This window comes from Roseobacter insulae (genome assembly GCF_019375555.1).
GTDB lineage: Bacteria > Pseudomonadota > Alphaproteobacteria > Rhodobacterales > Rhodobacteraceae > Roseobacter > Roseobacter insulae.
Genome location: NZ_JAHXDN010000002.1, coordinates 124,272 through 147,466 on the forward strand (window position 1 = coordinate 124,272; position 23,195 = coordinate 147,466).

At 61.3% G+C, this 23,195-nt stretch carries 20 protein-coding genes; 4 read left to right on the top strand and 16 right to left on the bottom strand.

Annotated features, from left to right (window positions below):
- Positions 1-576: 576 nt before the first annotated feature.
- Both KX928_RS06750 and KX928_RS06755 read left to right on the top strand, forming a co-directional pair.
- Entirely contained in the window at positions 577-2,388 is a 1,812-nt protein-coding gene (locus KX928_RS06750) for an ABC transporter transmembrane domain-containing protein (protein ID WP_219500373.1), read from the top strand.
- Positions 2,389-2,587: 199 nt separating this feature from the next.
- Complete coding sequence (locus KX928_RS06755; RefSeq protein ID WP_219500375.1) at positions 2,588-4,483, top strand: acyl-CoA synthetase; 1,896 nt, start codon at positions 2,588-2,590, stop codon at positions 4,481-4,483.
- Here the strand turns inward: KX928_RS06755 and KX928_RS06760 are convergent, their stop codons facing one another.
- Positions 4,484-5,320 (bottom strand): alkaline phosphatase family protein, encoded by an 837-nt coding sequence (locus KX928_RS06760; RefSeq protein ID WP_219500378.1) that lies wholly within the window; start codon positions 5,318-5,320, stop codon positions 4,484-4,486.
- Between the two features lie 253 nt (positions 5,321-5,573).
- Here KX928_RS06760 and KX928_RS06765 point away from each other — a divergent pair, with 253 nt between their 5' ends.
- Positions 5,574-6,065 carry a thioredoxin family protein gene (locus KX928_RS06765; protein WP_219500380.1) on the top strand — a complete coding sequence of 164 codons (492 nt, stop codon included), beginning with the start codon at positions 5,574-5,576 and terminating at the stop codon, positions 6,063-6,065.
- Between the two features lie 12 nt (positions 6,066-6,077).
- Here the strand turns inward: KX928_RS06765 and KX928_RS06770 are convergent, their stop codons facing one another.
- The 15 genes from KX928_RS06770 to KX928_RS06840 all read right to left on the bottom strand — a co-directional run bounded on the left by KX928_RS06770 (position 6,078) and on the right by KX928_RS06840 (position 22,605).
- Positions 6,078-7,715 (bottom strand): ABC transporter ATP-binding protein, encoded by a 1,638-nt coding sequence (locus tag KX928_RS06770; protein WP_219500382.1) that lies wholly within the window; start codon positions 7,713-7,715, stop codon positions 6,078-6,080.
- Positions 7,712-8,524 (bottom strand): ABC transporter permease, encoded by an 813-nt coding sequence (locus KX928_RS06775; protein ID WP_219500384.1) that lies wholly within the window; start codon positions 8,522-8,524, stop codon positions 7,712-7,714. The genes KX928_RS06770 and KX928_RS06775 overlap by 4 nt, the downstream gene beginning before the upstream one ends.
- Entirely contained in the window at positions 8,521-9,540 is a 1,020-nt protein-coding gene (locus KX928_RS06780; RefSeq protein ID WP_219500387.1) for an ABC transporter permease, read from the bottom strand. The genes KX928_RS06775 and KX928_RS06780 overlap by 4 nt, the downstream gene beginning before the upstream one ends.
- Positions 9,541-9,555: 15 nt before the next feature.
- Positions 9,556-11,148, bottom strand: a complete 1,593-nt coding sequence (locus tag KX928_RS06785) for an ABC transporter substrate-binding protein (protein ID WP_219500389.1) — start codon at positions 11,146-11,148, stop codon at positions 9,556-9,558.
- 114 nt (positions 11,149-11,262) lie between these two features.
- Positions 11,263-13,254, bottom strand: coding sequence for a CocE/NonD family hydrolase (locus tag KX928_RS06790; RefSeq protein WP_219500393.1), 1,992 nt, complete (start codon positions 13,252-13,254; stop codon positions 11,263-11,265).
- A gap of 45 nt (positions 13,255-13,299) precedes the next feature.
- Positions 13,300-14,409, bottom strand: coding sequence for a glycerate kinase type-2 family protein (locus KX928_RS06795; protein ID WP_219500395.1), 1,110 nt, complete (start codon positions 14,407-14,409; stop codon positions 13,300-13,302).
- A 15-nt stretch (positions 14,410-14,424) separates the two neighbouring features.
- Positions 14,425-14,871, bottom strand: a complete 447-nt coding sequence (gene dtd, locus KX928_RS06800; protein ID WP_219500399.1) for a D-aminoacyl-tRNA deacylase — start codon at positions 14,869-14,871, stop codon at positions 14,425-14,427.
- On the bottom strand, positions 14,868-15,539 hold the full coding sequence (locus KX928_RS06805; RefSeq protein WP_219500400.1) for a nitroreductase: 672 nt from the start codon (positions 15,537-15,539) through the stop codon (positions 14,868-14,870). Before KX928_RS06805 ends, dtd begins: the two co-directional genes overlap by 4 nt.
- Positions 15,536-16,639, bottom strand: coding sequence for a TFIIB-type zinc ribbon-containing protein (locus KX928_RS06810; protein WP_219500401.1), 1,104 nt, complete (start codon positions 16,637-16,639; stop codon positions 15,536-15,538). Before KX928_RS06810 ends, KX928_RS06805 begins: the two co-directional genes overlap by 4 nt.
- Positions 16,640-16,645: 6 nt before the next feature.
- Entirely contained in the window at positions 16,646-17,179 is a 534-nt protein-coding gene (locus KX928_RS06815; RefSeq protein ID WP_219500402.1) for a cytochrome b, read from the bottom strand.
- A gap of 70 nt (positions 17,180-17,249) precedes the next feature.
- Positions 17,250-18,365 (bottom strand): SPFH domain-containing protein, encoded by a 1,116-nt coding sequence (locus tag KX928_RS06820; RefSeq protein ID WP_219500403.1) that lies wholly within the window; start codon positions 18,363-18,365, stop codon positions 17,250-17,252.
- 26 nt (positions 18,366-18,391) lie between these two features.
- A complete protein-coding gene (locus KX928_RS06825) occupies positions 18,392-19,336 on the bottom strand; it encodes a DUF2927 domain-containing protein (RefSeq protein ID WP_308342253.1) in 945 nt (314 codons plus the stop codon).
- Positions 19,337-19,345: 9 nt separating this feature from the next.
- Entirely contained in the window at positions 19,346-20,542 is a 1,197-nt protein-coding gene (locus KX928_RS06830) for a toxic anion resistance protein (protein ID WP_219500405.1), read from the bottom strand.
- Positions 20,543-20,570: 28 nt separating this feature from the next.
- Positions 20,571-21,458, bottom strand: a complete 888-nt coding sequence (locus tag KX928_RS06835) for a 5-bromo-4-chloroindolyl phosphate hydrolysis family protein (protein WP_219500406.1) — start codon at positions 21,456-21,458, stop codon at positions 20,571-20,573.
- 286 nt (positions 21,459-21,744) lie between these two features.
- Entirely contained in the window at positions 21,745-22,605 is an 861-nt protein-coding gene (locus KX928_RS06840) for a pseudouridine synthase (RefSeq protein ID WP_219500407.1), read from the bottom strand.
- A 62-nt stretch (positions 22,606-22,667) separates the two neighbouring features.
- Here KX928_RS06840 and KX928_RS06845 point away from each other — a divergent pair, with 62 nt between their 5' ends.
- Positions 22,668-23,117: a nucleoside deaminase gene (locus KX928_RS06845; RefSeq protein ID WP_219500409.1), complete on the top strand. Its 450-nt coding sequence runs from the start codon at positions 22,668-22,670 to the stop codon at positions 23,115-23,117.
- Positions 23,118-23,195: the final 78 nt, after the last annotated feature.

The window sequence follows — 23,195 nt, forward strand, 5'->3', positions numbered from 1 at the left end:
CCCGAAGCCACAAGCACTGGCAATATTGAAGCCACGAGCACTGGCAATATTTTTGTCCATAGCTGGTGGACAAGTATCGCAGGTGCACTCCAAGGTTCGCTTGTTTTGATGTTTCTATCAACGTTTCTTAGCATTTTAGGAGCATCTCACGGCCTCTAGCGAGGGTCGCGCAGCGACATGTGGAAGGTTAGGTTAACAATCCCGCAACTTTCAAAAAGCCAGATCTAATTAAGAATCTGAAATATAATGAAAAAAGAGCTCATGTGGTTCGGTTTCGAAACTCACCGCCCGCTCCAACAACTGTTTCCGTCCTAACTGACTGACGATGCGACTGGTTTCAGCGTCTGGTATCTGGGGCGACGCTCGCCCTTGCGGCAGGTGCCTTCCGCATATTCTTCCGCCCGGCGATATGGCTGCGACCACCCCTTGAGGGTGCCCGATCACGGGTTTCAGCTGTTTGGTACTGTGTTGTAGGGTCGCGGCATTTTGACCCCCTTTGCATTGGCCGGGTGGCTGGACGCCTTGACCCCCGGCACGTGGCCCGCCATGACAGGGGGAGACGACGAAGGAAATACTATGGCAGGGTCAAAGCCTCCGGTACCCGCGGCACCGGGAAAAACAGATGAACGCGAAAAGTCGCGACGCTTGGGAGCCTTGGGTGCGCTGATCCCTTTCGTCTGGCCCTATCGCGGACTGATGTTCGCAGCGATTGCGGCGCTCGTGTCTACGGCGTTGATTTCGCTGACATTGCCCTTGGCCGTGCGGCGCGTGGTAGATAACTTCGACACCGAAAATGCCCATATCCTCGATCAGTATTTCGCGGCGGCACTGGGCATCGCCGGGTTGCTGGCGATTGGAACGGGACTGAGATACGCGCTGGTCACCCGGCTGGGAGAACGCGTGGTCGTCGACATTCGCAAGGCCGTGTTCGACCGCGTCATCGGCATGAGCCCTTCCTTCTATGAACAGGTCATGACCGGCGAGGTGCTCAGCCGCATCACCACGGACACAACCCTGATCCTGTCGGTGATCGGGTCGTCTGTGTCGATTGCCCTGCGGAACCTGTTGATTTTTATCGGTGGCCTGATCCTGATGCTGCTGACGTCGGCGAAACTCACCGGGTTGGTGCTGCTGATCGTGCCTGCTGTGATAGTTCCGATTCTCGTCCTCGGTCGGCGCTTGCGCGTGCTGAGCCGGGAAAGCCAGGATTGGATCGCAGCCTCTTCCGGGAACGCATCGGAAACGCTTGGTGCGGTGCAGACCGTGCAGGCCTTCACACATGAGGCCGCCAGCCGTCGTCAGTTCTCGGAGGTTACCGAACTGTCCTACGACGCGGCGAAGCGCCGGGTCTTCACGCGGGCCGTCATGACGGTGATCGTGATCTTTCTGGTCTTTGCAGGCATCGTCGGCGTTCTGTGGATCGGCGCGCGGGACGTGCGTGCGGGCGACATGTCGCAGGGGGCACTTGTCCAGTTCGTTATCTATGCGGTTATGGTCGCCGGCGGTGTCGCTGCACTGTCCGAGATATGGGGAGAGCTTCAGCGCGCGGCCGGTGCAACGGAACGTCTGGTCGAATTATTGCATACCAGGGACACCGTGCAGGACGCAGAGATCACGCAAGCACTGCCGCAACCGGTGACGGGGCGGATCGCCTTCGAGGACGTGACATTTGCCTATCCGGCGCGTCCAAACACCATGGCGCTGGACGGTGTGAGCCTGCAAATCGAGCCGGGTGAGACCGTGGCATTCGTCGGGCCGTCTGGCGCGGGCAAAACGACGATCATCCAGATGATCCTGAGGTTTTACGATCCGACGTCCGGCAGGGTCACTCTCGATGGGATCGATTTGAGCGCGCTGCGCCGCGATGAATTTCGCAAATCCGTGGCATTGGTGCCGCAGGATCCGATTATTTTCGCCGCCTCGGCGCTCGATAACATCAGGTTCGGACGACCTGACGCTTCGGATGCGGAAGTCGAAGCCGCCGCCAAGGCAGCTGCTGCCCATGAGTTTATTACTGCGCTCCCGGATGGATACGGCGCCTATCTTGGCGAACGCGGCGTGATGCTGTCGGGCGGCCAGAAACAAAGGATCGCGATCGCACGTGCCATCCTGCGCGACGCGCCGGTGCTTCTGCTGGACGAAGCCACCAGCGCGCTGGATGCCGAAAGCGAACGCGCGGTACAGGCCGCGGTGGATACGCTCAGCCAGGGCCGGACAACCCTCATTGTCGCGCATCGTCTGGCGACGGTGAAAAAGGCGGATCGCATCGTGGTCATGGATCAGGGCCGCATCGTTGCCAGTGGCGGGCATGACGCCCTCGTCGCCGAAGACGGGCTTTACGCCCGCCTGGCTCGGTTGCAGTTCACCGACGGCATTGCCGCCGAATAGGGCGTCGCCCCGGCCCGTATCTGCCATCGCGCCCACACGGCGGAGACAGCCGGAATTCCCGTGCCCCCACGTCACATTTTCTGACGCAGCGTCCAACCGGGGGCAGGGCAGGTTGAAAAGCTTGAACATAAGCTTGTTTCACCGCATCCTCTCTGCCACTGATAACAAGCCCGAAAACGGGCGTTCTGGGAGGAACTGAATGACCTTTGCCGGTATTGACGACCGCAATGCGATCGAGGCCGAGATGCAGTGGGCCGAGCGCCCGTTGCCGAAGACGCTCTACGGTTTGCTGAGCGAGACCGCTGGAAAATTCCCAAATCACAACGCGGTCAGCTACCAGATTTTCTCGGGGGCGTCGGATAAAGCCGAGACGCTCACGTGGTCTGCGCTGAAGGATCAGGTCACGCAGGCGGCAAACCTGTTCAGATCGCTGGGCATCGGCAAGGACGACGTTGTGGCTTACATCCTGCCCAATGCCAATGAAACGGTGCTGGCCCTGCTCGGCGCGGCCGTGGCAGGTGTCGTCAACCCAATCAACCCGTTGTTGGATGCGGAGCAGATTGGCTCGATCCTGCGGGAAACCAATGCCAAGGTCGTGGTGACCCTGAAACCCTTCCCCAAAACGGATGTCGCCGACAAAACGGCGGAGGCGGTAGCGCTTGCCCCCAACGTGAAAACCGTGCTCGAAGTCGACCTGCTGCGCTATCTGACGCCACCCAAATCCTGGATCGTGCCGCTGATCCGTCCGAAACGCACCGTGCAGAACCAGGCCAAATATCTGAATTTCCGCGCCGAACTGGCAAAACAACCCAAATCGCTGGCCTTTGATGACCTGCAGGAAGATCGTGTTGCCTGTTACTTCCACACCGGTGGCACCACGGGCATGCCCAAGGTCGCGCAGCATCGCTATTCAGGGTTGATTTACAACGGCTGGATTGGAACAGAACTGCTGTTCAGCGAAGTCGACAACATCATCTGTCCCCTGCCACTCTTTCATGTATTCGCCTGTCACGTGATCCTGATGGCGGCGGTGACGTCAGGCGCGCATGTGGTCTTTCCGACACCCCAGGGGTATCGGGGCGAAGGCGTGATGGACAACTTCTGGAAACTGGTGGAGCGATGGAAAATCACCTTCATCATCACCGTGCCCACCGCGATCTCTGCCAAGATGCAGCGCCCGATCAATGCCGATGTGAGCACGGTGAAAACGGCGTTCTCAGGATCAGCGCCCTTGCCGCTGGAACTCTTCCGCCGGTTCGAAGCGGCCACCGGTGTCAAATTGGTAGAGGGCTACGGCCTGACCGAGGCCACCTGCCTTGTGTCGTGCAACCCGGTGGATGGCGAGAAGAAAGTGGGCAGCATCGGTGTACCGTTCCCCTATTGCAACGTAATGATTTACAAGAGCACGCCTGAAGGTCCGGTGGAGGCCGATGTCGATGAGATCGGCGAGATCTGCGTGTCCAATCCCGGTGTTTATGTCGGCAATACGTATACGGAAACTGACAAGAACAAGGATCTGTACTACGGGGACTATCTGCGCACGGGCGATCTTGGGCGCGTCGATCCGGACGGGTATCTGTGGATTACCGGAAGGGCGAAGGACCTGATCATTCGCGGCGGTCACAACATCGACCCGGCGGAAATCGAGGAAGCGCTGCTGCATCATGAGGCTGTTGCATTCGCAGGGGCGATCGGCCAGCCGGATGCACATTCCGGCGAAGTGCCCTGCGCCTTTGTTGAGCTTGTCGAGGGGGCGACGGTCTCCGAAGAGGAACTGTTGAAGTTCTGCAAGGAGCATGTGCACGAGCGCGCCGCACAGCCAAAGCACATGACGATCATGCCCGAGCTTCCGAAAACCGCCGTGGGCAAGATTTTCAAACCGGACCTGCGCAAGATGGCAATCACGCGGATTTACAATGCTGCCCTTGAAGACGCAGGCGTTGCTGCGCGGGTGGTGGCCGTCGTAGATGACAAGAAACGCGGGCTGGTTGCGCAAATCGACCCCAATGGTGCAAGCGAAGAAGCGATCTCAGGCGCGCTCAGCGCTTTCGTGCGCCCGTGGGAACTGGCGAACAGTGCGGTTGTGGCGGAATAGTCAGGTCAGGAAAACGGGCGCCGTCATCGTATCAGCGATTGGCGCCCCCAGGAGCGACAGGATGGTCGGCGCCAGTTGCACCTGGTCGATAACGTCCCCGGCGCCGGGGCCATCGGCATCGCCGAAATAGTAAAGCGCCGCTTCTTGCTGCAATGCATCCTGGCCGCCGTGGTGGCCGCGCGCGTCCTGCCCATGATCGGCCGTGACGATCACGTCATACCCGCTGGCGCGCCAGCGCCGGATAAAGGGGGCGAGCATCTCGTCCATCATGAAACAAGCCTGATCCATCTCCTGGCAATCGTGGAAAAAGCGGTGTCCCATACTGTCCAACGTGCAGGTGTGCAGCATACCGTAGGAGAGGTCGAACGTTTCGCAAAGCCGGGTGAGCGTTGCAAACAGGTCGGCGTCCGATGGCGTCATCTGGTTGATCAGACTATAGCCGGTCATTGTGTGAAAACGCCCGTGATTGATCGTGGCGCTCTCCGGCTCGTCGTATTCGATGTCGCGCACCAGGTCGAACGGTGCGCGGTTGAAAAACTCTGACCAAAAGGAATGCGCCACGGCACCGGTGGTCCCGCCCGCCATTCGAACCTGCGAAAAAATGTCGTTGTGCGTCAGACGGCGGACATCGTGATTTCCGGTGCACCCATGCTCCGCCGGGACAACGCCCGTGTGGATCGACGCGTAGCAACTGGCGGATGTCGACGGAAGAACGGAACGATGTTTCCAGACACGGGCCTCGCCGCTGGCAACCCAGCCCTCCAGATTGCCGAACAGCCGTCGCCAGTTTCGCCATGGCACCCCGTCGATGATGATGAGAAGCAGTTTGCTGTCCATGAGTCTCTCCCGGTCCGCCTGCAGCTATCTGAAACCAACCGCAGCGCACGTGCAACGCCGATTGCGGTCTGTGACAAAGATTTGCCGGTTGGCGCCCATTGCCTGGCGCGCGGCGGAACGCGTCTCGCTTGCCCGGTGGTTCGGGCGATCACGGTAGGGTGACGCGATTGTGACAGGGACCGAACCTGAAAGCCTTTGCCCGGATAGCGGTGCCGTGCCTAACCTGCGGCCAACAGGCTGCAAGGAGGGTGCCATGAGCAAATCCCGCAAGACGCGCAAGCGCATATCCAAGACCACCCCCGCCGCCGCGCCGGGGCTGGCGCGGCGCGACATGCTGAAACTGGCGCGTAATGGCGCAATCGGGGCGGTGCTGGTGTCAGGAGGCGGTTACTTTGCCCTGGGGTCGTTTCAGGCCTATGCCGCAGAGCATGATCTGACGCGCTTGGGTCAGGGCAAACCGGTCGTGGTACAAGTGCATGATCCGCAATGCCCCACCTGCACAGCTTTGCAGAAACAGGCGCGCCGGGCGCTCAAATCCTTCGGCGAATGCGATCTGGTCTACCTCATTGCCGATATTACGACCCCGGAAGGCCGCGCGTTCGCCGTGCGTCATGGCGTTGGCAATGTGACCCTGCTTCTGTTCGACGGGCAGGGCGGTTTGCACCAGACGGTGCAGGGGCTGCACGATAGCAATCAACTGGACGCTATTTTCCAGGCTCATCATGGGGCGGTGACCGTTTCATAACCACCGCGGGCTTTAGTTACCGGCACTTTCCATCTTGCGATTGGCGATCACGTCTTCCAGCCAGCCCAGCTTCATTTCCGGCACGGAACTGAGCAGCAGATCGGTGTAATCGTCGAAGGGCGGGGAAAGAACCTGTGATTTCGGCCCGTATCGCACGACCTCGCCCTGGAACATCACGGCGATGCTATCTGCAATGGCGCGCACCGTGGCCAGATCGTGGGTGATGAAGAGATAGGCGACGTCTTCGATCTTTTGCAGGTTGAGCAACAGTTTGAGGATGCCATCCGCGACCAGCGGGTCCAGTGCCGAGGTGACCTCGTCGCAGATGATCAGCTTGGGCTTGGCCGCAAGTGCGCGGGCGATGCACACCCTCTGCTTCTGGCCCCCCGACAGCTCGGCCGGATATCGGTCCTGAAAGCCGTCCCCCAGTTCGATCTCGTCCAGAAGTTCCTGAATGCGTTTTTGCTTTTCGGCACCCTTCAGCCCGAAATAGAATTCCAGCGGGCGCCCGATGATTGTCCCGACCGTCTGGCGCGGGTTCATCGCCGTATCCGCCATCTGGTAGATCATCTGCAATTCGCGCAGATCTTCGAGAGGCCTTGTCGGCAGGTCAGGTGTCAGTTCCCGCCCGTCAAAGGTGATCTTGCCCTGAGAAGGTGGCAGCAGCCCGGTGATTACCCGCGCCAGCGTCGATTTGCCGGAGCCGGATTCACCGACAACAGCCAGCGTCTGACCCGGATGCAGTTCGACACTGATGTTCTTGAGCACATCGAAATCCGTGCCCTTGTAACGCGCGGTGATGTTTTCAACCTTCAGAACCGGGGTGTCTGTTGGCTGCTTTTCTTCATGATCGATCGACCGGACCGAGACCAGCGCCTTGGTGTACTCCTCCTTCGGCGCATTGATGATCTGATCGGTGGTGCCGTATTCAACCATGGCGCCCTGTTGCAGCACCATGATGTGATCGCTCACCTGCGCCACAACGGCCAGATCGTGGGTGATATAGAGCGCCGCGACGCCCGTGTCGTGTATGGCTTCCTTGATCGCTGCCAGAACGTCGATCTGCGTTGTCACGTCAAGGGCGGTTGTGGGTTCATCGAAAACCACGAGGTCAGGTTGTGGACAGAGCGCAAGCGCCGTCATGCAGCGCTGCAACTGGCCGCCCGAGACCTGATGCGGATAACGGCTGCCGATGTTTTCGGGATCGGGCAGTCCGAGTTTGCGAAAGAGCTCTACCGCGCGCTCTTCGGCCTCCTTCTTGGAAAACTTGTTCTGAAAGATCGCGGCTTCGGTCACCTGTTCCATGATCTGTTTGGCCGGGTTGAACGAGGCCGCAGCCGATTGCGAAACATAGGTGACCTCGGCCCCGCGCAGGCGACGCACATCGCGCAGACCGGAGGACAGGATATCGCGGCCGTTGACCTCGACAGTCCCGCCGGTGATTTCAACACCGCCGCGGCCATAGGCCATCGAGGCAAGCCCGATGGTGGATTTCCCGGCACCGGATTCGCCGATCAGCCCCAGTACCTTACCCGGTGCCAGATCGAAATCCACGCCATGCACGATTTCGATCTCGCGGGATTTTTCCCCGGGCGGGTAGATTGTCGCGCCAATTTTGAGGCCCCGGACCTTGAGCAAAACGTCGGTCATCCGCGACCTCCTTTCAGCGAGGTGGTTCGGTTCAGAATCCAATCCGCCACGAGGTTGATCGAGATACAGAGCACCGCAATGGCATACGCCGGGTAGAGAGCGGCTGAGACACCGTAGTTGATCCCCTCCTTATTCTCTTTCACAATGCCGCCCCAATCGGCCTGCGGCGGCTGAACGCCAAGGCCAAGGAACGACAGGGTGGAGACAAAGAGCACCGCGAAAATGAAGCGCAGTCCCATTTCGGCCACCAGCGGCGACAGCGCGTTCGGCAGGGTTTCGCGGAAGATGATCCAGCCAATCTTTTCGCCGCGCAGACGCGCTGCCTCGACATAGTCCATGACCGTGATGTCCACGGCAACGGCACGGGCAAGCCGGTAGACCCGGGTGGAATCAAGCAGGCCCATCAGCACGATCAGGATGGTGATGGTTGTGGGCATGACCGACAGAACCACCAGCGCGAAGATCAGCGACGGAATCGACATGATCAGATCCACGAACCGCGAGATCGCCTGATCGACCCAGCCGCCTGAAACGGCCGCGAAGAAGCCGAGAACGGAGCCTGTGATGAAGCTGAGCGCGGTTGCGGCCGTGGCGATAAAGATCGTCGTCTGTCCACCATAGATCATGCGGCTGAGCAAATCGCGCCCGATGCTGTCGGTGCCCAGCAGGAACCGGTCGGAGGGCGCCTCCCAGACATCGCCCACCACCTCTGCCATCCCGTAGGGGGCGATGAAGGGGGCAAAGATGGCGACGGCGAAGAAGAGGCCGGTGAAGAAAAGCCCGATAAGGGCTGCGAGAGGTATTCTCATTTCGGATGCCTCAATCTTGGATTTGCCAGGATCGACACGATGTCCGCGACGAGGTTCAGACCGATGTAGACGGCGGCGAAGATCAGCCCGCAGGCCTGCACCACCGGAATGTCACGCTTGGCTACGTGATCCACGAGGTATTGCCCCATGCCCGGATAGGCAAAGACTACCTCGACCACCACAACGCCCACGACGAGGTAGGCGAGGTTGATCATCACAACGTTGACGATGGGCGCGATGGCATTGGGGAAGGCGTGCTTGCGGATGATCTTGAGCATACCGAGGCCCTTGAGCTCGGCGGTTTCGATATAGGCCGATTGCATCACGTTCAGGATGGCCGCGCGGGTCATGCGCATCATGTGGGCCAGCACCACAAGGGTCAGCACCATGATCGGCAGGGTGATGGATTTGATCTTTTCGATCAGGGTCATGCTGTCATTCATCAGGGCTACGGATGAAAATCGCAGGTTCGACAGCATCCAGTTGCGCACGCCGTCAGACAGGAATTCCATTCCGTTGATCAGTTGCGGCAGTTGGATGGACAAAAAGAAGATCAGCACGTAGCCGATCATGAATTCCGGAATTGAAATGGTGGTCAGCGTCACGGCCGAGATCACCTTGTCCGGCCAGCGGTCCTTGTAGCGGACGGCCAGCAGGCCCAGCGTGATGGCAAGCGGCACCGCGATCACGGCCGCCCAGAAGGCCAGGAAAAGTGTGTTGGACAGACGTGTCCCAAGGCTTTCGGCAATGTCACGCCCGTTGGTCAGGGCGGTGCCCAGGTCGCCCTGCATCACGCCCCCCAGCCAGGAGAAATATCGGGTGATCGCAGGCTCGTTCAGGCCCAGTTCCCGGCGCAGGTTTTCCAGCGCTTCGGGGGTCGCGGATTGTCCGAGGATTTGTTGTGCCACGTCACCGGGCAGGATGGATGTCCCTGCAAAGATCAGGATCGAGGCGGCGAAGAGCAACAGGAGGCCCAACGCCAGGCGTTGGGCAACCAGTTTTACGATCGGATGCATGTGCTGACCCGACCCTTACGCGTTGATCCAGCACTTGATCGGAGCCTTGTTGTTCATCAAGGGACCGTTGGGATCGTCTTCGTAGCCGCCGACATTGTTGGCGACAGCGCCCACGAAATCGTTGAACATCGGCAGGATCAGGCCGCCTTCGTCACGCAGCATCCGCCCCATCTTGGAATAGATTTCCTTGCGCTTGGCCTCGTCGATTTCCGCCCGCGCGGCCAGCAGCATTTCGTCGAATGCGGGTACTTTCCAGCGGGTGTCGTTCCAGTCCGCGGTCGACAGATACGCGGTGGAATACATCTGGTCCTGAACCGGGCGTCCGCCCCAGTAGCTGGCACAGAAGGGCTGCACATTCCAGACCTCGGACCAGTAGCCATCATTTGGTTCACGCTTGATTTCCAGTGGGATACCCGCGGCCTGCGCGGATTGCTGGAAGAGCGCCGCCGCATCGACCGCCCCCGGGAAGGCACCATCCGCGGTGCGCAGGATGATCGGCGATCCGTCATGGCCGGATTTCTTGTAGTGCTCGGCCGCTTTTTCCAGCGAGAATTCACGCTGCGGGATCGTGTCGTCAAAGAGCGGGTAGCCACCGTTGATCGGCATGTCGTTCCCGACCGTGCCATAGCCGCGCAGGATCTTGTCCACCATTTCCTCGCGGTTGATCGCGTATTTCAGCGCCAGACGCAGGTCATTGTTATCGAAGGGGGCGGTGTCGATGTGCATGATGAAGACGTAGTGGCCACGTCCGGCAACGGATTTCACCGTCAGATTAGGCGCGCGGTCCAGCAGCCCCGCCACCTTGGGATCAACCCGGTTGATCATGTGAACCTGACCGGATTGCAGGGCCGCGGTGCGCGCGGTTGCATCGTTCAGCACGATCTGTTCGGAAAATTCGGCATGTCCGCGGTTCTCGGAATCCCAATAGTCGTCGCGGCGTTTGAAGCCATGGCGCACACCGGGTTCGTCGAATTCGATGGTGTAGGGGCCTGTCCCGATGCCCGCGCCCGGATTGTCCATGCCGCCGCCGGGCTGGATCATCAGGTGATAGTCAGACATCAGGTAGGGCAGATCAGCGTTGCCGGCAGCCAGTTCGACCACGAAATTGTCGCCATCCACGGACATGTTTTCAATGCCCCGCATGATGCCCAGAGCACCGGACTGGCTGTCTTCGTTGGAGTGGCGTTGCATCGTTTTCAGGACGTCGTCAGGGGTCATATCCTGACCGTTCGAGAAGGGGATGCCCTTGCGGATCTTGAAGACCCATTTCTTGGCGTCTGCGGAGCCTTCAACGCTTTCGGCCATGCGGTATTCGATGCTGCCGTCCGCGGCCACATCGACAAGTGTCTCACCCCAGTGGCGCAGGTTGTAGAGCGGGACTTCCGAGGCCGTCAGCGCCGGGTCCTGCGTGTTCGTGCTTTCGCCGCCCGAGGCGCCCAGCTTGATGGTGCCGCCCTTCACCGGGCCCGCCGCCTTGGCGGCCGTCGCGAGCATCGAGTTGGCAACAGCTGCTGTCACGCCCAACGCGGCCGCACGTCCGACAAATTCGCGACGGGTCATCAGGCCTTTCGTCACGCGTTCGGACAGATGTTTGAGTTGATCGTTCATTGGTTTCTCCCAGTTGAATAGTGCGTCTTTTGCGCATTTCTTAGTTTATAGGGCAGGCTTGCGCATTTCGGGGCATGTCGCAAGGGGTATTCAGGATAATCCATAAGTCCAGTTTCAGACATGATCCCGTGCAATCTGGTCTGAATGATCGCGCTCGTAAATCAGCACGCCATTCTCGTAGGCCTCCAGCCGTGCGCTCAGGTAAAAATGCTGCGCGTCCGACCACATGGAACAGGTTGTTTCGGTCCGCAGTGCGATGGAGTCGCGTTCCAATTCGTCTGTCCAGTGGCAGCTGCCCCGTGCCGACAGCGGGTCATCGGGGTGAATGGACCAGATTTCGCGCGCAACCGACCCGGAGACAAGGCCGTGATCGACATCTTTCACTTTGCCGAAATCATCCTCGATTGTCAGCGTCACGACCCCGGTTGTCATGTCCACATCCCGCTTGCGGCTGTTGTGCGCATCGCGCAGGGTTTCGGTCTGCGACGGGGCGGCTGCGGTTGCTGCCTCAAAGCTGTGTTCCGCGCCACGTGCGGTGCGCCTTACAGGCAATTGCAGTTCGCCGCGGTCCAGAGAGAGTGCGCTGGTTTCCGGGGCGGGCCAGATCAGCGGCCAATATGCGTTTGAAATGGATACCCTCAGGCGATGACCTTGCGGCACACGGTAGGCGATCTGGTCGAGCTCAAGCGCGACGTCGCAGGCGGCACCGGGGGCCAGTGGCGTGGGTGACGTGTGACCATTGCGGTGCGACAGGTTGAGCACGCCATAGGTGATGCGGGTCGAGGCGCCGTCGGGATGCACGTGGCAGAGCCGCACCGCAATCTGCGCCTGCGGACGGTCGGCTGACAGGTGCAGGACAATGCGCGGCGCTCCCAGAATATCGGTATCGTGATCCAGGGGGCCGGTGTCAAAACAGGCCGACAGGGCATCGTCGTGACGTTGGTCGCCGGGCATTTCAGGCCCCAGCCAGATCGCGCAGTATTCTCCGCTTTCCGCACCGCAGTCCTGTGGCGAGGCGACCGTGGCCGTCAGTTTGCCCGGGGTGTCTGAAAGCCCGCGGTCCGTCAGGTGCAACGTTCGATGCGGGATATGCGAGGTTGCGCCATCAGCCTCGACAATCCAGCGCCCGGGCCGTTCTGCGTACCATCGTGCGGGCCGTGCACCGTCCATCAGGTAAGCGCGATAATCAGGGTCCGCGTCAACGCCCGTTGCCTCGCCCTTCAGCCAGTGATCCCACCAGCGCAGGGCTTCCTGCAGGAAGCCGATGCGCGGTTCGGGCACCGCGAAATGCGGGTACTTGTGAACCCACGGGCCAACGATGCCTTTGGCACCGGGCAAGACTTCGACCAGTTGGGGGACGGCGTTCTTGTAGGCGTCGCCCCATCCGCCAATGGCCAGAACCTTTGCCTTGATTTTGGAATAGTCCTCGCACACCGATCCGTGCTGCCAATAGGCATCGCGATGTTGATGGCGCAGCCAGATGCCGGGCGGGAAGGGTTCATTCTCAAGCCGCTGCAACCACATCTCGCGCCAGTTGTCGCGCAGGGCCGGATCCGGCGCGCGGCTGGAATAGGACCACATAGTCGCACCCCAGCCAAGGTTTTCGTTCAGCAGGCACCCGCCCTTGTAATGGATGTCATCCGCGTAGCGGTCGACTGTCGAGCACAGGGTGATCACGGCCTTCAACGGCGCGGGCGCCAATGCGGCCACCTGCAGCCCGTTGAATCCGCCCCAGCTGATCCCCATCATGCCCAGGTTGCCATTGCACCAGGGCGCGGCAGCCAGCTGGCTGATCACCTCCACCGCGTCCGACAGTTCCTGCGGCGTGTATTCGTCCTGCATCAATCCTTCGCTGTCGCCATTGCCCCGCATGTCGACGCGGACACAGGCGTACCCACGTTCGGCAAACCACGGGTGGGTCAGGGCGTCTCTGGCGGTGGTGCCGTCGCGTTTGCGGTAAGGCAGATATTCAAGGATCACCGGAACCGGGTCGTCATCTGCGTCCCTCGGGCGCCATATACGGGCCGAGAGGCGACACCCGTCGCTCAGCGTTATGCCAAAGTCCGGGTCTTCTTCGATGTCACGAAGGGAATTGCGCGTGGTCATGGGGCGCACGGTTGCTCCGGTCAGAGATTCTGTCAAGCATCCACGTCAGGATTTCAGCGCGATCACCAAGTCCATGACATTGGTGCCTGTCGGTCCGGTTTTCAGAAGCGCGCCGCGCTCGCCAAGCCACGTACCGGCATCCGCCCTGTCCAGCGCGTCCTGACCCGACGGGTCCCAGGTCGTGCCATCAACGACGGCCCCGGCGGCATCTGTGGGTCCGTCGGTGCCATCGGTGCCGGCAACCAGCACGCGCAACCCGCGCGCGCCCGCGATTTCGCGCGCAATCAGCAAGGCCAACGCCTGATTGCGACCGCCCTGTCCGGGGTCTGGCGGCAGAACGACGGTGGGCTCGCCGCCAAACACATGCAGACCCGCCGGACCGATTTTCAGGTGTTCGGCAATCCGCGGGGCCAATGCGGTGATATCATCGTAGAGGATTTCGGCGTTCGACTGAACGGCTGTGTCCATTGCCCGGCCGCATTCGGCGACGGCCTCTCGCGCAATCGCATTGCTGGCGACAATATGCGGGTCGAAATCGAATGAGTGGCGCGCCGGTGCATCCCCGATCCCGGAGCCGATCACCGCCAGGCTGTCACCCTCGACATCCGATATCGCAAGGGTCACGACCGTGGCCCCGGCGAACCCTGCCAGCAACTTGCCGCCCTTGATACGGCTCATCTGCTTTCGCGCCGCATTCATCGCGTGGATGTCCGCCCCGGAGGCCAGCATATCCTGCGCTCGTGTCTTGAGATCGGCCAGATCCAGCCCGTCCTCGGGATCTTCGGCGAGGGCAGAGGCCCCGCCGGAGACCAGCATCATCAGCGTGCTGCCTTTCGCCATACCGCGCACCACGTCGCCCAGCCGTGCCCCACCGCGCAGGCTGTTTTCGTCCAGCACCGGATGCGCCGCCTCAATGACTTCCGCGCCCTCGGGTGCACCCTCCGCATGCGCATATTTTGTCACGATCAGCAAAGGTGCTTCGGGGTAGCGCGCATGCGCCGCCGTCGCCATCGCCGTTGCCGCCTTACCCACCGCGATGATCTGATCCGGCACCGCACAGGTCAATTCGGTAAGCGCCTTGGATACGGCGCTGTCCCCGCGGACCGCGGCCACGCCGGCATCAAAAAGCTCTTTCAAGGGATCATCGGTGTGCATTGCAGGCCTTTTCGTTCACGGGTTTTCGGTGTCCAGCCACAGGGTCACCGGGCCGTCGTTGGTCAGGGTGACGGACATTTCCGCTCCGAACTGCCCTGTTTCCACAGCTATGTTCAAGTCACGTAATGCCTGTGCAAAATGCAGGTACAGCACCTTCGCCACCTCCGGCCCGCCCGCGCCGGAAAATCCGGGCCGGTTGCCACGCGACGTATCAGCCGCAAGGGTGAACTGGCTGACCACCAAGGCCGCGCCACCGGTCTGGACAAGGCTCAGGTTCATCTTGCCGGCCCCGTCGCGAAAAAGCCGCAGCTTGCTGATCTTGGCGGCCAGAGCTTCCGCCGTCATTGCATCATCACCGGGCATTGCACAGACAAAGACCAGAAGGCCCGGCCCGATCTGACCGACGCAGGCCTCGTCAACCGTGACGCGCGCCTCTGCAACGCGCTGGATCAGTGCCCTCATCTGCGCCACTCCACAATGTCGGAAATCTCCGCCCGATCGGTGCGAAAGCTGTTCGCAGGATGATCCGGGTCCGCGTATCCAAAGGAAATGGCGCAAAGGATCAGGCGTTCCTCGGGAATGTCGAAATGCGCGCGGACGAAACCGGCATATGAGGCGATCGCGGCCTGCGCTATGCTGCTCACACCCAGGGCCGTGGCCGCCAGCGTAAAGGCGGTGACAAACCCACCGGTGTCCATCGCTCCGTAACCGCCAAGCGCGCGGGGGCTGGAGACAATTGCAACATGGGGCGCGTCGAACAGCGCAAAGTTACGCATCATCTGTGCGCCCGACCCGCTTCGGTCGCCTTTTTGCACGCCAACGGCATCATAAAGCTGCCAGCCGCAGGCGCGGCGCCTCTCTCCGTAAACACCGGGGTACCCGTCCGGTCCTGCGAGATCCAGCTTGGGTGCATCATCCCTGACCGCCCTTTGCAGGCCATCGCGAAATCGGTCCGTTGCCCCGGGCATTGCGACCGTGACTTGCCATGGCTGGGCGTTGCACCATGATGGCGCATGTCGCGCGGCGGAGACGATGCGCTCGATCGTTTCCTGCGGCACCGGATCCGGCCGAAAGGCCCGGCAGGAATACCGCGTCTTGAGCAGGTCTGTGAGTGCTTCGAACTGGGTCATTGGTTCAGGGCCACTCCGTATCCTATGGCGGCGGCCACCAGTGCGCCGATGATCACGGCAATCGCAATCTTGATGGCGGAATAAGGCCTTTCGCCCTGCACCTTGCCCGTCGTGCCGTTGACGACAAACCGGTATGTCTCACCCCGGTACTTGTAGGCCGCCAGCCAGACCGGCAGCAGAATATGCTTGAATGTGACGTCCCGCACATCCGTGTTGACCTGATGGATGCGCTGGCGGTCGCCGCCGATGTCGAACCGGACATCGCGCGCAATTGTGTTGTCCATGATCCGACGTGCCTCGACAAACCCGTCTTCAAGCGGGACCGCGTAACCTTCGGCGCGGAACCCGGCCAGGTATTCCGGCGTATAGGGCTCCAGCCCGGAGAGGTCCCACGGTTCCAGCGCGTCGGTATAGGCTTTGGGCAGTGACCGGGAGGCCAATACCAGGACATCATCGAAGAACCGGGTGACCCGGCCGCGGGCCGGGCGCCAGCGGATTTTCTGAACGCGGACGCGTTTGGGCTTGCCGTCCCGCATCACCGTGCGGGTTTCGTAGTATACGGTGCCGCGTTCACCTGAATAGCTCGACGCAGTATCCGCATCGAAGGTCCAGTAAGGGACGTAAATCCCCTGCATTCTCCGACCTTTGCGGGCATAGTCCTTGAGCCCGTTGGGGGCAAACCACAGTCCGCCTAGCCAGTGCGTCATCGCCTTTCTCGCGGATGCTTCATCGAGTGTGAACGGCAACACACCACGTGGTTTGATGTGCCGGTGGGTCCCCGTGTCCGCGACCACCGGTGTGGCGCAAAACGGGCATTCGGTGGCATGAATATCCGGGTCGAATGCCACCTCGGCCGCGCAATTGGGGCACTTGGAAACGCGGGTTTCCTCCATGTCCATGCTGGGCAGCTGATGCGCCACCGCCTGTTCAAAGGACAGCTCCCGGATCGCGGCGGCACGCCACGGCCCGGTGTCCATGGGGTCGCGATTGCCGCAATGTTCACAGACAAGCTGGCGTTCGCGTGGTTCAAACCGCATATCCCCGCCGCAATTGTCACAGGGGAAATGGTGTTGCGCCACGTTGGTCTCAGTGTCTTGCATGATCGCTCACAGGTACTTGTGGAACAGACGAGGCACCATGATGCGCAGAGCATTGTCGCGCAGATGCACGTGCCGCCAAAGGTGGAACATCGCGTGACCTCCGACAAGACCGGCAAGCAGGTAGAATTCGGCGGCGTGGATTTTTCCCACCAGGTCGTTGGCGCGGGGCAATCCCAGCGGCGGTGCAATCGGGACAATGCCACCGGCCCAGAGCAGCACCGTTGACGTCAGCCCCAGCAGAAAGCCCGAGACTGCGACGCAGAACAGCCCCCAGATCAACGTCAGATGCATCGCCCTGTGCAATCGGCGCATCCATCCCGTCAGCTTCGGTCCCGGGCGGCTTGCCAGCCCGTGCCGCAGGTGGTCGGCGGTCCACAGCAGCGCCAGCGTGACGAAAATCAACCCCAGCACGGAATGAAACATGAAAGCGGCATCGCCCAGGGGTCGAATGTCGCGGGGCTGGACCAGCGTGAACCAGACCACCAGGGGCAGAAGGCTCCAATGCAGCCACTTCAGATAGGTGCGTCTGTGGCGTTTCACGGGGCTTCCTCTGCAAAGAGCTTCGTCCTCTCAAATACGATCCGCGGTGCGCGATGGTTTCAGACAGGCGTCAGGCCGCGGGCGGCGGGGGCGGCGGCAGCACGGTGAAAAGCTGCGCCAGTTCGGCCACATCCTCCGCCCGCATCCAGCCGTCCTGTCCGGGGGTCCACACCATGGTATCGCGCGTAACGGTGCCCTGCGTCGCCATCCGGCCCAATGCAGCCTTGGAGAACGGACCGGTGGTCGCGCCATTCTCGGCTATGTGCCAGACATGTTCAACCGGCGGGGGCGGCGGTGGGACAGCCGCCGGTGCATTCACGGTTCTGGCACCCCAGGGGCCCTGTTGTGCTGCGGCCTGCTGGCCGATGTGCATGCCAAGTCCGGCGCCCAGACCCGTTTGCAGCGCCGCCGCCCCGGCACCGTCGCGGCCGAGCGCTTCAGCGGCCTGAAACTGCATGTATTCGTTCAGGTTTCCGATCACCCCCATGGAGGACCGCTTGTCCATCACCTCTTCGACCGCAGGCGGCAACGAGATGTTCTCAATGTACAGCTCGGGCATGCTCAATCCGTATTCGGAGAGCTGAGCGGCGATTTCCTTGCCAACCAGTTGACCCAGCTCGCGGGTATTGGCGGCCATGTCCAGCACCGGAATGCCAGCCCGGGCCAGCGTGCGCGAGAATTCCTGGACGAGAATGTTCCGGATCTGAAAGCTGATCTCATCCATGGTGAATTCGCCATCGGTCCCGACGATTTCAACGAGGAATTTCGCGGGGTCCGAGACTTTGATCGAATAGGTGCCGAAGGCGCGCAGACGCACTGGCCCGAACTCCGGGTCGCGGCAGATGATCGGGTTTTTCGTGCCCCATTTCAGATCGTTGAACCGGGTCGTATTGACGAAATAGATCTCTGACTTGAACGGGCTTTTGAAGCCATGATCCCAGTGTTGCAGGGTCGTCATGATGGGCATGTTGTTGGTTTCAAGCATGTAGAGACCGGGGGTGAAGACATCCGCCAACTGCCCTTCATGCACGAAGACCGCCGCCTGACCTTCGCGCACCGTGAGCTTGGCGCCATATTTGATCTCGTGGCCTTCGCGCTCGAACCGCCAGACCATCGTGTCGCGGGTGTCGTCCGTCCAATGGATGACGTCGATGAATTCGCCGGAAAGAAAATCAAAAATACCCATGGTGTCAGTCCTTTACGATCGCTGGCCTAAAGTGGCCCGCTTTTGAGTTCACGCGCAATGATGCGGGTAATGGGCGCTGCTTCGGATGCGGTCATCCCGGCCTTCAGGCGCGGGTCATAGAGCATCTTCAGAAGCAGCTCGTCATGCTTTGTCAGCAAGGCAAATTCATCGTCATCATTAAAGATGGACGGGCGCGCATCACGGCTGTCATTGGCAAGGCCCAGGCCCTGCGCCAGTTCTTCGTGAATGCAGCTCAGGCGCAGCAGGCTGGGGTTTTCTGCGCGGATCACGGCGACGGCGGCAGTATAGGTGTTCTCATTCGCGCCCGCCGCATAGGCGGCAACGGCGCAGTATGTATCGCGCGACAGGCTGCGCAGGGCGTTCAGGCTGTTGCGTGTAATGCCCGGGACCCTGTCGGCGGCCGCATTCAACGCCTCGTCGCGATCATCCTCGCTGGCAACGATGACGATGAAATTGGGGTTGCCAAAGCTGTTGATCGGATGCCCGGTAATCTGCGCGAGCCTGCGGGCATAGCCACGGATGGCGGCGCTGTCTTCGGCGCGTTGTGACGGTGGCACGCTGGGGCCGAAAATCAGGCCGAGGCGCACCGGCGAGGTCCATCTGCGCAGCGGGCTCTCGCCACCGCGACCCTGTAATGCCGAGGCGTATTCGTTGAAGAACACGATGCGTTCGAAGTTGCGGGCCAGCATATCAGCGGTGAAGGGTGTGTCCTGCCCACCCCCGTCGTCGCGCAACAGACCCTGACTGAGCTGTGCGCCCTGCACCTGAACGAGGTAGCTGCGCAGGGCGGCGCTTTCTTCGGAGGTGGGGCGCAACTGGGTTTCAACGGGCCGTGCCGGTCTCGTGCGCGGTGTCGCCACGGTCGTTGGGGGTGGTACCAGATCGCAGGCGGCAAGCGCCGCCCCGACAATGCCCAACGCGCACCAGCGCAGAAATTTCCGTCGTACCACCACGCGGGATCAGCCGGGCACGGCCGTGCCAGAGGTATCACCCACGCCGTCGCCGCGCGCTTTGGCCGATGCCAGCGTGTCGCGCAGTTTCGCTTCCATTTCCTGCAATTCGGTTTCAGCCGCCGCCCGCCGCGCCTTGCCCTCGTCGGCAATCTGCAGCGATTCCTCGATGGTGCCGATCAGGTCTGCGTTGGCCTGTTTCACGGCCTCGATGTCAAAGACACCGCGCTCCATTTCCTCGCGCACGATCTTATTGCTTTCGCGCAGGTTCTTGGCATTTGCGGTCAGAAGCTCGTTGGTCAGGTCGTTGGCCTGGCGCACTGCCTTGGCAGCTTCGGCGGACCGTTGAATGGTCACCGCCTGTGCCAGTTGGGTTTCCCACAGCGGGACCGTGTTCACCAGCGTCGAATTGATCTTCGTCACCAGCGATTTGTCGTTCTCCTGCACCAGCCGGATCGAGGGCAGGGATTGCATGGTCACCTGTCGGGTCAGTTTCAGATCATGCACCCGGCGTTCCAGATCGTCCCGTGCGGCGCGCAGGTCCCGCAACTCCTGCGCCACCATGACCTGGTCGCTTTCCTCCGCCTTATCGACTTCGGCAGCCTTGGCGGGGATGACGGTTTCATCCAGTTCGCGCAGTTTCTCTTCGCCCGCCGAGATATAGAGCGCCAGTTCATCGTAAAACTGCAGCGTCTTGTCGTAGAGCATGTCGAGGGATTTGATATCCTTCAGCAGCGTGTGTTCGTGTTTGAGCAGGTCGTCCGTGATCCGGTCAATCTGGTCCTGAACCTCCTCGAACTTGGCGGTGAACTTGGCGAAGGGCGCGGCCTTCCCCATCAGTTTTTCCCAGAAACTGCGTTTGCGCCGCACGTCCAGTTCGGAAATCGAGAACCCCCGGATCGTGGTCACGATATTGCGCAGGGAGTCCCCGGCGGGGCCCACGTCCTTGTTGCGCACGCCGCCCAGCATGGCCTGGGATATTTCCTGCAGTTCGACCTGCGCCCGCGAGCCGAACGACACGATGGACTGCGTGTCTTCCATATCGATTTCCGCCATGCGCTTGGAAATCTCAGCACTGACGGGTGCGTCAGCCTGCGCCAACGGCACGATGGCATTGGCGTCTGCGGGTTCGGGCAGAACGACAGCCGTCACTTCCTCCACCAGTTTCAGGCTTTCAGCGGCCTTGGCGCGTGTAGTCTCGGTCATCCTGTTGGGTCCTTTCTTGTCGGCGGCGTCAGTCCAGACGCACACCCTCTCGTTGCAGTCGGTCCCTAAGAACCTCAATTTCGACGGTCAGATCGTTGTTGTCATCCAGCAACAGCTTGGTGGTGCGGTTGGCGAAATTCTGTTCCAGGTCGTCAAGCAAAGACAGATAGTCTGCCTTTGCCTGTGCGTCATGCGTGCGGGCGTAGATATCGACGAATTTTGTCGTCGCGTCCCGCGCACCCAGCAAGTAGACGCCAAGGTATTTGCGCGCGGCGGTCAGATCACGTGGATCTTCCTCCACGGTTCGGATCATATTGCGGACAATGCTCTGAAATTGCTCCATCCGGGTGGCAACCGTCCGGTCCCCTGCACGTTTCAGCGCGTCGTTCATCCCGGCCAGATGCGCTTCGGCCTCATCGACCACGCGGGCCACCCGATCCTGTTGGAAGGTGTCTATGCCCTCCATCCCTTTATCGCTCAGCGGGTCGATCCCGAAGGCTGCCAGATGCAATCCGCCGGCCGCAGCGCCGAGCAGCGCCGATGCGATCACGCCGCCGTCATGGCTGAGGGCGGCGATGGCGGTACCGACCCCGGCGAGGCAGGCGGCCAGCATCTTGCGGGGCAGGGCAGGGCGGCGCGCCACCTTGCGGTCGTGATACGCCGCTTCGGCCACCAGACCGCCGCGCAGCAGCCACGCGGCAAGGCAAAAAAGTCCCGCGCCGGTCAATCCGATGGCCAGTCCCAGCGCGCCTTGGGTCAACGACATGAACGCCAGCACGACAGCGGGCAGGAACATCAGATTGGCGCGCGCGCCTACCGGGTGGACAGCCGCGCCCGAATAGGGGCCGCGCGCGGGCGCGTGATCGGTTTTGGGAGTGCCATCGGGGCTGTATTTCCCGCCGTACCTCTTTGCCATCGAGTTAAAGCCCGCCCAAAATGCCGGCGGCGACACCCGTCATCAGCACGATCAGGGCCACGAAGGCAATTTTCTGGAAATTCGTCGGCGTCATGTGCTCCCCGGGACTGACATTAGGTCGAATATACGCGCATGATGCGCAGCTTACTAGTTTTCGGCGCCTTCAACAGAGGCTTGCAGGCTTTGCGCGACTTTTTTCCACTTTTCGCGCCGTTACACGATTATTTGATGACAGTGTCCAAGAGAAACGAGGGGGAGAAAACCCGCCGATTTGTCATTTTTCAGATCAGCGTGCTTTGCCGGGCGGGGTCCTGCGCGTCGGTTTCGCGACCGGTTTGCCGCGTTGCGGTGTGCGCGACCGGCTGACTTTCGCGGGTTTTTTAACTGCTGTGCCACTTGGATCGTCAAGCACAAGGCCCAATTGATCCCGCACCAGCTTGCGCCGGACTTCTTCAACGGCGCCGGGTTTCAGATCCCCCAGCTGAAAGGGGCCGTAGCTGATGCGAATCAAGCGGTTCACCGACAAGCCGACTTCCTCCATCGCCCGTCTGATTTCGCGGTTGCGCCCCTCGCGCAGCCCGATGGTCAGCCAGGCGTTCGCCCCTTGCTGACGGTCCAGGGTCACGGTCATCGGCTGGAAGTGGTCTCCCCCGGTCGTGATGCCCTTGCGCAGCGGTTCCAGGCTGTCCTCCGTTGGTCTGCCGTTGACGCGCACACGGTAGCGGCGCAGCCAGCCGGTTGCGGGCAGTTCAAGCTTGCGTTTCACTCCGCCGTCGTTGGTGAGCAGCAGCAGACCCTCGGAATTGAGGTCGAGCCGTCCGATGCTCATCACCCGCGGCATGTCTTCGGGCAGGGCGGAGTAAATCGTGTCGCGGCCCTTTTCGTCATGATCGGTGGTGACCAGACCGGTTGGCTTGTGAAACAGCCACAAGCGCGGCGGCTCGGGCGCTGAAATCTCCTTGCCGTCGACGGTGATCTTATCCTGCGTCGTCACGTTCAGTGCGGGTGACGAGATTTGCTTGCCATTCACGCCAACCCGGCCTGCCTCGATCATCCGCTCTGCTTCGCGACGGCTGGCGATACCGGCGCGGCTGAGAACTTTGGCGATGCGGTCGCCCTCGGGCGGCTTGGAAACTGGCTGGGACATGCGCCTGCCTTAACCTGTTTGCGGGGCTTGCGAAAGAGCGGGCTTTGCGGGCATTTGGAGGTATGGAATTCAATTCACACATGCAGCAGGCGCTATCCGAGGCCCGCGCCGCGGCCAAACGTGGCGAGGTGCCGGTGGGTGCTGTCGTGGTGAACCCGGCAGGCGAGGTTGTGGCGTCGGCTGGAAACCAGACGCGCGCTTTGAAGGATCCCACAGCGCATGCGGAGATCGTCGCCCTGCGCGCGGCCTGTGCAGCGGCGGGGTCGGAGCGCCTGGTAGGCTACGCGCTCTATGTTACGCTTGAGCCTTGCGCGATGTGTGCGGCGGCCATCGCCGCAGCACGTATTGCACGGCTCTACTATGGCGCGAGCGATCCGAAATCGGGTGGCGTAGCGCAGGGGGCACGGGTGTTTTCGCATCCACAAAGCCATCACGTTCCCGAGGTTTTTGACGGCATTGCGGCGCAAGAGTCCGAGGCATACCTGCGGGCGTTCTTCAGCGCACGGCGATAACCGTGCGATCGCTCCGCTGCATCCGAATGACCCGCGGCGATCTTCGGAAGGACCGGAGCCATTGCAGTGGTGGCTGCG

Coding starts and splice junctions, on each gene's coding strand:
- KX928_RS06750 (WP_219500373.1), top strand. CDS start 577: ATGGCAGGGTCAAAGCCTCCGGTACCCGCGGCACCGGGAAAAACAGAT.
- KX928_RS06755 (WP_219500375.1), top strand. CDS start 2,588: ATGACCTTTGCCGGTATTGACGACCGCAATGCGATCGAGGCCGAGATG.
- KX928_RS06760 (WP_219500378.1), bottom strand. CDS start 5,320: ATGGACAGCAAACTGCTTCTCATCATCATCGACGGGGTGCCATGGCGA.
- KX928_RS06765 (WP_219500380.1), top strand. CDS start 5,574: ATGAGCAAATCCCGCAAGACGCGCAAGCGCATATCCAAGACCACCCCC.
- KX928_RS06770 (WP_219500382.1), bottom strand. CDS start 7,715: ATGACCGACGTTTTGCTCAAGGTCCGGGGCCTCAAAATTGGCGCGACA.
- KX928_RS06775 (WP_219500384.1), bottom strand. CDS start 8,524: ATGAGAATACCTCTCGCAGCCCTTATCGGGCTTTTCTTCACCGGCCTC.
- KX928_RS06780 (WP_219500387.1), bottom strand. CDS start 9,540: ATGCATCCGATCGTAAAACTGGTTGCCCAACGCCTGGCGTTGGGCCTC.
- KX928_RS06785 (WP_219500389.1), bottom strand. CDS start 11,148: ATGAACGATCAACTCAAACATCTGTCCGAACGCGTGACGAAAGGCCTG.
- KX928_RS06790 (WP_219500393.1), bottom strand. CDS start 13,254: ATGACCACGCGCAATTCCCTTCGTGACATCGAAGAAGACCCGGACTTT.
- KX928_RS06795 (WP_219500395.1), bottom strand. CDS start 14,409: ATGCACACCGATGATCCCTTGAAAGAGCTTTTTGATGCCGGCGTGGCC.
- dtd (WP_219500399.1), bottom strand. CDS start 14,871: ATGAGGGCACTGATCCAGCGCGTTGCAGAGGCGCGCGTCACGGTTGAC.
- KX928_RS06805 (WP_219500400.1), bottom strand. CDS start 15,539: ATGACCCAGTTCGAAGCACTCACAGACCTGCTCAAGACGCGGTATTCC.
- KX928_RS06810 (WP_219500401.1), bottom strand. CDS start 16,639: ATGCAAGACACTGAGACCAACGTGGCGCAACACCATTTCCCCTGTGAC.
- KX928_RS06820 (WP_219500403.1), bottom strand. CDS start 18,365: ATGGGTATTTTTGATTTTCTTTCCGGCGAATTCATCGACGTCATCCAT.
- KX928_RS06830 (WP_219500405.1), bottom strand. CDS start 20,542: ATGACCGAGACTACACGCGCCAAGGCCGCTGAAAGCCTGAAACTGGTG.
- KX928_RS06835 (WP_219500406.1), bottom strand. CDS start 21,458: ATGGCAAAGAGGTACGGCGGGAAATACAGCCCCGATGGCACTCCCAAA.
- KX928_RS06840 (WP_219500407.1), bottom strand. CDS start 22,605: ATGTCCCAGCCAGTTTCCAAGCCGCCCGAGGGCGACCGCATCGCCAAA.
- KX928_RS06845 (WP_219500409.1), top strand. CDS start 22,668: ATGGAATTCAATTCACACATGCAGCAGGCGCTATCCGAGGCCCGCGCC.